This is a genomic window from Virgibacillus kimchii, assembly GCF_055379185.1.
In genome coordinates this window covers 1,333,926-1,344,319 of record NZ_AP043951.1, presented here as the reverse complement: position 1 = coordinate 1,344,319, position 10,394 = coordinate 1,333,926, and the positions used below count along the sequence as shown (strand labels likewise).

Below are 10,394 nucleotides of genomic sequence, written 5' to 3'. Positions count from 1 at the left end.
GAAATAAAAAATTTCTTATATGAGTGCTTTAGACTTGCAATTCAAATGCGATTGACTGAGAATGTTTAAAAGGTTAAAAAAACTATTATTAATGAAAAAATGAGCCGATATTTTACTTTTTCATGGCAAAGGAGCGAGGTAAGAAATGGCAAATTTAAGAGACGAAGCATTGCATCTTCATAAAGTAAATAAAGGGAAATTAACAACGAATTCAAAAATTCCGGTTCGCAATGCTAAAGATTTAAGTCTGGCTTATTCACCCGGTGTGGCAGAGCCGTGCAAAGTAATTCATGACCGCAAATCCACAGTGTATGACTACACGATGAAAGGAAATATGGTGGCAGTAGTGAGTGATGGATCTGCTGTGCTGGGGCTTGGAAATATTGGGCCGGAAGCAGCCTTGCCGGTCATGGAAGGAAAATCCGTATTGTTCAAAAGTTTTGCCGGAGTAGATTCTTTTCCGATTTGTTTGGATACCCATGATATTGATGAAATTGTAAATACGGTAAAATTAATGGAACCAACCTTTGGCGGTGTCAATCTGGAGGACATTGCCGCACCAAACTGCTTTATCATTGAAGACCGTCTGAAAAAAGAAACGAACATCCCTATTTTTCATGATGACCAGCATGGAACCGCGATTGTCACACTTGCTGGATTAATCAATGCCTTGAAACTTACAGGAAAAGAGTTTTCCGATATAAAAGTAGTGATGAGTGGAGCTGGGGCTGCGGGGATAGCTATTATCAGGCTTTTATATCATTTTGGAGTCCGCGATATGATTATGTGTGATTCAAGAGGTGCCATTTACAAAGGGCGTCCCGAGGGCATGAATGATGTAAAAGAAAAAGTGGCAGATTATACGAATGTTCATAATCAAAAAGGAAGCTTGAACGAAGTACTTGAGGGTGCAGATGTTTTTATTGGCGTATCCGTTGCGGGAGCTTTAACAAAGGAAATGGTAGCAAAAATGAATGAGAATCCGATTATTTTTGCAATGGCAAACCCGGAACCGGAAATTATGCCGGAAGATGCGAAAGAAGTAGGTGCGAAAGTAATTGGAACAGGGAGATCCGACTTCCCCAACCAGGTAAATAACGTACTGGCATTTCCGGGTATTTTCCGTGGAGCGTTGGATGTACGGGCCACCAGGATTAACGAACAGATGAAAGTTGCTGCCGCCCATGCGATTGCTTCGCTCATTTCCAATGAAGAGCTGAACGCAGATTATGTAATTCCGGCTCCATTTGATCCGAGGGTAGCCCCGATTGTTGCCAAAAGTGTTGCAAAAGCGGCAATGGAATCAGGGGTTGCCAGAATAGAAGTGGACCCGGAAGAGGTTGCAGAAAAAACAAGGCAATTAACACAAATTGAAAATGACTAGTTTGACTTAAAGGAGTGAACCATGGCTGTGTCCATGTCGCCTAAACAAAAAGTATACCAGGGTGTTCTTCTGGAAATCCGCAAATTTATTGAAAACAATCAACTGGAACCGGGAGATAAGCTCCCTTCGGAAAGGGAACTGGCCGAAAAACTGAAACGTGGCAGGTCATCCGTAAGAGAAGCTTTAAGAGCGATGGAATTATTGGGTTTGATTGAAACGAAGCATGGAGAAGGAACTTTTTTACGGACATACCGACCCTATAAAACAGTAGAGCTTCTTGCTTCGTTTGTATTGCAGGACCATAATACCAGAAATGATTTAATATTAGTGAAGCAGCTTCTGGAAAAAGAAGCTGCTAAGCTTGCTTATCCCAAATTGGTGGAGAAGAATATAAAAGAATTGGAAAAGATCAGCAATTTTACGATGATGGAGCCGAAGGACAAACAAAGGGAGTTTTTCTATTATCTTGTCAATCTGACAGATAACAAATTGCTCGCAAAGATATGGCAGCTCATTGATGAGTTTTCCGGCACGGTGGATTCACAGTTTTATACGACGGATTTTTTCAAGGATTTAATGAATATATACAGCAGCAGGGACTATGGAAAGATTGAACCTTTATTTGAAAAAACATTCAGATGATCCATGAAGGGGACAATATTTTTTTCATCGACTTGTTTTGACACCATTTTCAAAAGGCATTCGGTAAAGTATAACTAGCTGATATTGCCAGATTCCGCTGACTTGATATGCCTTGGTGGTGCTGGAAAAGACCTGCGGTAGTATGTCAAGAGAAAAATGTTAAATTATTTAATTGTCAAGGTTCAATTTGCTTAAAAAAGGCATCAAGAAACTAGACCAGTAAAATAATGTAAATTACTGGAAATAACACAAAGGATATTAGAAGCAATTTAGCTTCATATATTCACGCTCCTTTTCGGCGTGTAGATTTGGTGATTACGTAGTAGCGCATCCACCAAACGCACTAATTTTCTTGCGGTTAGAACGAGGGCTCTTTTGTGTTGATGTTTCGGTACTTCTCGATACTTCTTTTCATAATACACTTGGTATTCAGGAATCTCTCTTCTTACCCGGTTGGCGGCTTCAACTAAGTAATATCGGAGATACTGATTACCATTACGTGATAGCGAAGTATCATCAGCCGTAAAGCGCCCTGATTGGTGTTTACGCCAATAAAGGCCCGCATACTTTGCGATTTTTGTTTCACCTTCAAAACGGTCTATCTGCCCAATCTCAGCGATAATGCCTGCTGTAAATACTGGACCTATACCAGGTACCGTTTGAAGTGTTTGAGGTAATCCAGCCATAATTCGCTTGATCGCTTTATCAATCTCTTTTACTTGCTTTTGAAGAGTCCTTATGACCTCAATAGTAGTGCCAAGAATGATGTCTATAGAGTCCTCTACAACCTTATCTAGGCGATAGGAAGAACGAACAGCTTTATGGATTGATTTAGCTACACACTCTGGATCATCAAAGCGGTTCCTGCCTTTCTCTTGAAGAAATGCTGCTAAATCTTCTATTGGCATTTGCGCCAGTTCATCAAGGCTGTATTTCTCATAAAACAGCTCCATCATGGCATTGCCGAAGACAGAAGACTCCACTTCCTCTGTGAAGGTGTTGCATTTAAAACTTAAGTGCTGAAGAAAGTGTTGTTTTTCTTTAGTTACTTGACGGATGAGTTGGTAACGAGAGCGAGTAAGTTGTTGAAGCGCAACATACTGCTGCTCTTTAACAACAGACATTGGCAAACGCCCAAAGCGTAAATAATCGGCAATGACAAACGCATCAATTTCATCCGTTTTGTCCATATCACTGTAACTCTTTTTAAAGTTCGCAATCTGTTTGGGATTCATAACGAATACTTCTGTACCAAGTGCCTTAAGCGTTTCATCATTATGTAAAAACATGGATGGATGAAAGCTATAAACTGAAGTAGATTCAAGACCAATTTTAATCAAATGGCTTTTTTGGCTTTGTATATACTCTAAAATAGAATCACGTAAAACAGTGGCACCAGGCAAATCATTGGATACTGTGAAGGAACGAAGTTTCTCTCCTTCACCATTTAGAAAACAAACCTTAATATCAAAAGAACTAACATCTAGACCAACAAATAATTTCATGGGGGGAATTCCTCCTTTCGATTTAGAATCATTGGTACTTATTTCTTGGACGCCCTGAGATATCCCTAGTGTGAACGTCGATCAACAACCTCGTGTATAAGTACTATCCCTGATTCGAAAGCCGCCCTAGAGCTACTACCATCCAGGTTCGATAATCAGGGTGCACAGCCTGCGAGTAGGAAGGTCCGCACGTACACTGGGAAACAGTCTTTCTAATGTGGTCGAGCCACAAGGGGGAAAAGAATTGTCCCAAATGATCCTAAGACCATTATCTAGAAATATCTCAGGACATCCAAGAGATTTGACTATATTTTTATAAAAGTAAGAATCTTATAGGCTCAAAATTATGGGCCTAAATATACTATACGAGGGGGAGTTATCTTGCTTAAGGATTTTTTTGGCAAACGAAGAAAATATGCATCTATTCCTGGTGAACAGGCAAAAACAGAAGTTCCGGAAGGGCTAATGCAAAAATGCAATTCCTGCCATAAGATTTATTACCGGAAAGAAATGAACAAAAATTTGCAGGTTTGCCCAAACTGTAATTATCACCATCCTTTACTTGCGTGGAACAGGATTGAAAGTTTATTTAATGAAAATACCTTTGAAGAATGGGATAAGAATTTGGTTACGGGAAACCCTCTTAATTTCCCTGAATATGAGGAAAAGATGGCAAAGGACCGTAAAAAGACAGGGCTGAATGAAGGTGTTGTCACAGGTAAGGGCATCATGAATGGACAAGCCTCAGCCGTTGCTGTGATGGATTCCAGCTTTCGCATGGGGAGCATGGGATCGGTTGTTGGTGAGAAAATCGCCCGGGCAATTGAAAAAGCAAAAGAGGAGAAATTGCCATTTATTATATTTACAGCTTCCGGCGGTGCAAGAATGCAGGAGGGTGTATTAAGTCTGATGCAAATGACAAAAACATCAATGGCGATAAAGAGATTCAGTGAATCAGGCGGCCTGTTGATCACGGTGATGACACACCCGACTACGGGTGGTGTTTCTGCGAGCTTTGCTTCACTGGGTGATTATAACTTTGCTGAACCAGGTGCATTAATTGGGTTTGCAGGCCGACGTATTATTGAACAAACAATCCGTGAAAAATTGCCGGATGATTTTCAGACTGCTGAATTTCAATTAAAGCACGGTCAATTGGATAAAGTTATTCACAGGCATGAACTAAAGGGAACGCTGACAACCCTGCTCCATATGCACAGGAAGGGTGGGTATCAGGAATGAAGCATGTGCTTGAATTCGAAAAACCGATTGTGAATTTAAAAAAGAAAATTGAAGAATTAAAACGATATACAAAAGATAGTGATATTGATTTAACCGAGGAGATTCAAACCCTGGAAGAAAGACTGGCTGTTCTTGAAGATGATATATATGGGAATCTTAAGCCATGGAATCGGGTGCAGATGGCCAGGCATCCGGAGAGGCCGACTACATTGGACTATATTGGGGAATTATTTACCGACTTTATTGAATTCCATGGGGACCGATCATATGCAGATGATGAAGCTATTGTATCCGGTATCGCTTATTACAAAGGAAATCCAATTACTGTCATCGGCCATCAGCGAGGAAAGGATACGAAAGAAAATATCCGGCGGAACTTCGGCATGCCTCATCCGGAAGGCTACCGAAAAGCACTCCGCCATATGAAACAGGCTGATAAATTCAAACGCCCGATTGTATGTTTTATTGACACAAAAGGTGCTTATCCCGGAAGAGCAGCAGAGGAAAGAGGGCAAAGCGAGGCCATAGCGCGTAATCTCATGGAAATGGCAGGACTTACGGTACCGGTGGTTTGTATCGTAATCGGAGAAGGAGGCAGCGGCGGGGCGCTTGCGCTTGGTGTAGGAGATCATATTCATATGCTGGAGAACTCTACATATTCCGTTATTTCACCCGAGGGAGCAGCTGCATTATTATGGAAGGATGCATCACTTGCGCAGCAGGCAGCTGAGACGATGAAGATTACTGCCTACGACTTAAAAGAGCTGCAGGTGATTGATCAGATTATACCTGAGCCAAAGGGTGGTGCACATCAGGATGTGGAAGAACAGGCAGCACATATAGATCACGTGCTGAATCAGTCGCTGACGGAATTAACCGGATTATCGGCGGATGAGCTACTGGAAAAACGGTGGCAAAAGTATAAGAAAATTGGTGATTATAAAAGTCTGTAAAGATGACTTAAAATAAAATATAAACTTCAGCTCAGTTCTTATGTAACTGAGTTATTTTTTTAAAAAACAAGAAATCCGACGGTGCTGTAATGTTATTGATTGCTATTTTTTCCTGTTAGATTTATCTTTGGTATATAAGTTATTTAAACGGAAAAACTGAACAACCAGAGGTGAAAAAAATGAAAAAAATTGGAATATTAACGAGTGGCGGTGACGCACCTGGTATGAATGCAGCCATACGCGCAGTCGTCAGAAAAGCTATTTACCATGGGGTGGAAGTATACGGCGTCCGCTCTGGTTTTCAAGGGCTCATGGATGGTGCCATAGAAAAAATGGAGCTCGGATCTGTAGGGGATATTATCCACAGAGGTGGTACGATTTTGCAGTCTGCCCGAAGTGAAGAATTTAAGACAGAAGAAGGTCAGCAAAAAGGGATCGAACAAATGAAAAGGTATGGCATTGAAGGCCTGATAATTATTGGCGGTGACGGTAGTTTTCGTGCTGCTCAGAAACTGACGGAAAAAGGCCTTCCCTGCATTGGGGTCCCCGGGACGATCGATAATGACATTTACGGAACTGATTTTACGATAGGGTTTGATACAGCCTTGAACACAATCATTGAGGCAATTGATAAAATCAGGGATACAGCGACATCCCATGAAAGAACCTATATTATTGAAGTAATGGGAAGAGATGCAGGTGATTTGGCTTTGTGGGCTGGATTGGCCGATGGAGCAGAAAGTATTATTATACCGGAGAAACCTGATGAATTTCATGAAGTAATTGAGAGAATTCTCAGGGGGCATGAACGCGGCAAGAAGCACAGTATTATCGTAGTTGCTGAAGGGGTTGGCAGCGGATTTGAATATGGCAAAAAAATTGAAAAAGAAACAAAGCTGGAAACAAGGGTTTCAGTTTTGGGCTATATACAACGTGGTGGTTCCCCGACAGCATCAGATCGGGTGTTGGCAAGCAGACTCGGAGCTTACGCCGTTGACTTGATGCTGCAAGGAACATTGGGAAAAATGGTGGGAATACATCAAAACAGACTGGTCCACTTTGACTTAGAAACAATTCTAAACAAGAAGCATCATATTGATGAGGATATGTATCAGTTATCCAAAGAACTTTCTATCTAAACCAACACGTACTTCGAGGAGAGATAAGTATGAGGAATACCAAAATTGTTTGCACGATAGGGCCTGCTTCAGAATCCGTGGATAAGCTACAACAGCTCATTGAAGCGGGAATGAATGTTGCCCGCCTGAACTTCTCTCATGGAGATTTTAAAGAGCATGGGGAACGGATAAAAAACATTAGGATGGCAGAGGAAAAGACTGGGAAAACTGTTGCCATCCTATTGGATACAAAAGGGCCTGAAATCCGTACGGGTAATTTTAAAGGCGGAGAGGCTGTATTGGAGGAGAATCGTACCGTCACGATTACGGTTGACGAAGCAGAAGGAACTGCTGAACGTTTTTCGGTAACCTATGAAGGGATCATACAGGATGTGCAGGAAGGCTCCAGAATTCTGCTGGATGATGGATTAATTGAACTGGAAGTAACGGAAATTGATAAAGTAAGAAGAGAATTAAAAGCAACAGTGATCAATGGTGGCTTTATTTCCAATAAAAAAGGTGTCAATATTCCTAATGTATCCGTGAATTTACCCGGTATTACAGAAAAGGATGCCCGCGATATATTGTTTGGTATTGAGCAGGATGTTGATTTCATTGCTGCTTCCTTTGTACGCAGGCCATCTGATGTATTTGATATACAGGAATTGCTTGAAAAACATAATGCCACCCATATAAAAATTATACCCAAAATAGAAAACAGGGAAGGTGTGGAAAACATCGATAAAATCCTGGAAGTAAGTGATGGGATTATGGTGGCGCGTGGAGATCTTGGTGTTGAAATACCTGCAGAAGATGTCCCTCTTGTACAAAAAGAGCTGATAAAAAAATGTAACCTGGCTGGAAAACCGGTCATCACTGCGACACAGATGCTGGATTCGATGCAACGAAATCCAAGGCCTACAAGGGCAGAATCTTCGGATGTGGCCAATGCCATTTTTGACGGAACAGACGCAATTATGCTTTCCGGTGAAACTGCAGCAGGTGATTATCCGGTTGAATCTGTTCAAACCATGAGCAATATAGCTTTAAAAACCGAAACGGCTCTGGATCATAATGCAATTTTAAAATTCCGGACCAAAGATACGGACATGACCATTACTGATGCCATCAGTCAGTCGGTGACACACACAGCAATGAACCTTGGTGTAAGTGCAGTTATTGCTCCTACCGAGAGCGGGCATACCGCCAGAATGATTTCCAAGTACAGACCGGCCGCACCTATTATTGCGGTTACATTCCATGATAGAATAAACCGCCAGCTATCTCTCGTTTTTGGTGTACATCCCATACGGGGCAAAAAAGCAGATTCCACGGATGAAATGCTTGATATTGCTATAGAAAGTGGGTTAAAAACAGGGTTGGTCAAGCACGGGAACAGGGTGATTATTACTGCTGGTGTTCCTGTTGGCGAAAGCGGGACAACCAACTTGTTGAAGGTCCATGTGATCGGGGATGTATTAGCCAAAGGACAGGGTATTGGTAAACGCACTGCTTACGGTAGAGCGGCTGTCGTAAAAGATGCAGAACAGGCTTTGAACTCCGTTGAAGAAGGGGATATCCTTGTCACTTATGGAACAGAACGTGATATGATGCCTGCCATTGAAAAAGCAGGTGGCATAATTACAGAGGAAGGCGGGTTAACATCCCATGCTGCTGTAGTGGGTGTCAGCCTTGGCATTCCGGTAATTGTAGGGGTAGAGAATGTCTTTGAGTCCATTTCAGATGGGGACGATATTACGATAGATGGAGCTAAAGGAGACATTTATAAAGGACACATGAAGGTGTTATAAGCAAGGAATATATTCAATATCTGCAAAGAAAGCTACGAAGCATCCAAAATTGCTCCGAGACTTTCTTTGCCTGCATGTACATCGGGGAAAGGGGGAAATATATGCGGTGGGTATTGTTGACACTCATGGTCTTATCGGCGTTTGAAATAGGAGTGTTCATATGGATTGGCGGTATGATTGGTCCGTGGTGGGTTGTTTTTCTTATAATTATGACCGGTGTTATCGGTGTTTACCTGTCAAAACAGCAGGGGATAGATACCTGGAAGAAGGCGCAGCTTTCCATGCAACAGGGAGAAGCACCCACAAGCTATATCATTGACGGTATTTGTATATTAATTGGAGCAGCATTATTATTTACACCTGGATTTATTTCGGATATTACGGGTCTTTTGCTGGTAATTCCAGGGACAAGAAACATGTTTAAACATAGCTTGGAAAAGTTTATCAGACGGATGATGGACAAACATACGATTATATATCGCAAATGGTAGTCACCCTTTAATAAACCCCCAAACTTTGTTGAAAATTCCGGTTTGATAGAGCGCATTACCGGTGACAACCAAAATCGGCGCAATAATAACACCGGCAACCCCCCATAACTGGATACTGATGTACAACGCGATGACTACAGCCAGGGGGTTGAGGCCAATACTGGATGAAAGTATTTTTGGTTCGAGAAACTGTCTTAGGATGACGATGAACATATATAAAAGAGTTAGAGAGATCGTCAACGAATAATTTCCTGTAATAAATAAATAGAGTGACCAGGGAATGAATATGATGCCTGTCCCTATATATGGAAGCAGGTCAATAAGGGCTGCCAGCAGCGCTATCGTTAATGCATGTTCAACCTTTAAGATTGACAAACCTGCAAAAATGATAACCATGGTGATGAAAATCATGATAAATTGTGCTCTCATAAAACCTGATAGTGCTTTTTTTAGATGATGGATTAAATCCATCACGGATGATTGAATCGAAGGAGAAATCATCTTATCTGCTCCTGCTTTCAGCTTATACCAGTCGTTGGTTATTAGGATAGTAGCTATCACAATGAAAACAACAACAGTGGCAGAGCCCGGCACCCATGTCAAAAGCTCAGGGATCATAAGGAAGAGACTTTGCAAAAACTGGGATCCCAAACCAGCAACCTGACTTAATATGTACTGTATGCTGTCGTTTATGGCTTCCTGTTGTGGTGCGTCCAACGTATGCAGGAAGGATAGGATTGTCTCATATAAGGGAATTATCCTTGTTCGAATCACTTCTTCCACTATGTCAATAAATTGGTGAAAATGATCGGGAAGATGGTCTGCCAGGAAAATCGTGCCTTGGATAATTTCAGTTACCATTAAGATAAGAATACCGATAAACAAAATAAAGACAAATCCGCTCACCGTCAATGTTGCCAATAAACGGGGGAATCTCAATCTGTTTTCCATAAAAGTCACGTAAGGGTGAAGGAACATGGAAAAAATAATTGCCAGTCCTATGGGAAAAAAGAAATACCATGTATGTTTCAAGAGGAAATAACTGCCGGCAACTACCGCAATAACAATAAAGAAACGCAATGATTGATAGAATAAATGCTTGTACATACAATCCCCCGCAGAAGACGCTTTTCACAGATTTATGCTGATGGATGGTAAAATACAAATATATCCAGGCAATAAAAAATAAATCTATGTTACTATGTACTTATGCGGCTTGGCTGGAAAATAGAAGTCCGGTATACAATA

At 41.4% G+C, this 10,394-nt stretch carries 9 protein-coding genes; 7 read left to right on the top strand and 2 right to left on the bottom strand.

The window, feature by feature from the left end; genetic code table 11:
- The first annotated feature begins 145 nt into the window (after window positions 1-145).
- Both ystJ and ACZ42C_RS06875 read left to right on the top strand, forming a co-directional pair.
- Entirely contained in the window at window positions 146-1,384 is a 1,239-nt protein-coding gene (gene ystJ, locus ACZ42C_RS06880) for an NADP-dependent malic enzyme (protein ID WP_461180680.1), read from the top strand.
- 21 nt (window positions 1,385-1,405) lie between these two features.
- Window positions 1,406-2,026: a FadR/GntR family transcriptional regulator gene (locus ACZ42C_RS06875; protein ID WP_461180679.1), complete on the top strand. Its 621-nt coding sequence runs from the start codon at window positions 1,406-1,408 to the stop codon at window positions 2,024-2,026.
- 275 nt (window positions 2,027-2,301) lie between these two features.
- Here the strand turns inward: ACZ42C_RS06875 and ACZ42C_RS06870 are convergent, their stop codons facing one another.
- Window positions 2,302-3,531: an IS110 family RNA-guided transposase gene (locus ACZ42C_RS06870; RefSeq protein ID WP_461183817.1), complete on the bottom strand. Its 1,230-nt coding sequence runs from the start codon at window positions 3,529-3,531 to the stop codon at window positions 2,302-2,304.
- 381 nt (window positions 3,532-3,912) lie between these two features.
- On the opposite strand from ACZ42C_RS06870, the gene accD reads away from it, so the two are divergent.
- From accD to ACZ42C_RS06845, 5 genes are all read left to right on the top strand, one after another.
- Window positions 3,913-4,773 carry an acetyl-CoA carboxylase, carboxyltransferase subunit beta gene (gene accD, locus ACZ42C_RS06865; protein WP_461183531.1) on the top strand — a complete coding sequence of 287 codons (861 nt, stop codon included), beginning with the start codon at window positions 3,913-3,915 and terminating at the stop codon, window positions 4,771-4,773.
- Window positions 4,770-5,726 (top strand): acetyl-CoA carboxylase carboxyl transferase subunit alpha, encoded by a 957-nt coding sequence (gene accA / locus ACZ42C_RS06860; protein WP_461183532.1) that lies wholly within the window; start codon window positions 4,770-4,772, stop codon window positions 5,724-5,726. The genes accD and accA overlap by 4 nt, the downstream gene beginning before the upstream one ends.
- A gap of 179 nt (window positions 5,727-5,905) precedes the next feature.
- Entirely contained in the window at window positions 5,906-6,865 is a 960-nt protein-coding gene (gene pfkA, locus ACZ42C_RS06855; RefSeq protein WP_461183533.1) for a 6-phosphofructokinase, read from the top strand.
- A 29-nt stretch (window positions 6,866-6,894) separates the two neighbouring features.
- Complete coding sequence (gene pyk / locus ACZ42C_RS06850; RefSeq protein WP_461183534.1) at window positions 6,895-8,655, top strand: pyruvate kinase; 1,761 nt, start codon at window positions 6,895-6,897, stop codon at window positions 8,653-8,655.
- A 101-nt stretch (window positions 8,656-8,756) separates the two neighbouring features.
- On the top strand, window positions 8,757-9,146 hold the full coding sequence (locus ACZ42C_RS06845; RefSeq protein ID WP_461183535.1) for an FxsA family protein: 390 nt from the start codon (window positions 8,757-8,759) through the stop codon (window positions 9,144-9,146).
- Here ACZ42C_RS06845 and ytvI read toward each other — a convergent pair whose 3' ends face one another.
- The gene (gene ytvI, locus ACZ42C_RS06840; protein ID WP_461183536.1) at window positions 9,147-10,253 is read right to left on the bottom strand and encodes a sporulation integral membrane protein YtvI; all 1,107 of its coding nucleotides are present in this window, start codon (window positions 10,251-10,253) and stop codon (window positions 9,147-9,149) included. It lies immediately after the preceding gene.
- Between the last annotated feature and the right edge of the window lie 141 nt (window positions 10,254-10,394).

Excerpts from the sequence above, each read along its gene's own strand:
- ACZ42C_RS06870 (WP_461183817.1), bottom strand. The coding sequence starts at position 3,531 with ATGAAATTATTTGTTGGTCTAGATGTTAGTTCTTTTGATATTAAGGTT.
- ACZ42C_RS06845 (WP_461183535.1), top strand. The coding sequence starts at position 8,757 with ATGCGGTGGGTATTGTTGACACTCATGGTCTTATCGGCGTTTGAAATA.
- ytvI (WP_461183536.1), bottom strand. The coding sequence starts at position 10,253 with ATGTACAAGCATTTATTCTATCAATCATTGCGTTTCTTTATTGTTATT.
- ystJ (WP_461180680.1), top strand. The coding sequence starts at position 146 with ATGGCAAATTTAAGAGACGAAGCATTGCATCTTCATAAAGTAAATAAA.
- ACZ42C_RS06875 (WP_461180679.1), top strand. The coding sequence starts at position 1,406 with ATGGCTGTGTCCATGTCGCCTAAACAAAAAGTATACCAGGGTGTTCTT.
- pfkA (WP_461183533.1), top strand. The coding sequence starts at position 5,906 with ATGAAAAAAATTGGAATATTAACGAGTGGCGGTGACGCACCTGGTATG.
- pyk (WP_461183534.1), top strand. The coding sequence starts at position 6,895 with ATGAGGAATACCAAAATTGTTTGCACGATAGGGCCTGCTTCAGAATCC.
- accA (WP_461183532.1), top strand. The coding sequence starts at position 4,770 with ATGAAGCATGTGCTTGAATTCGAAAAACCGATTGTGAATTTAAAAAAG.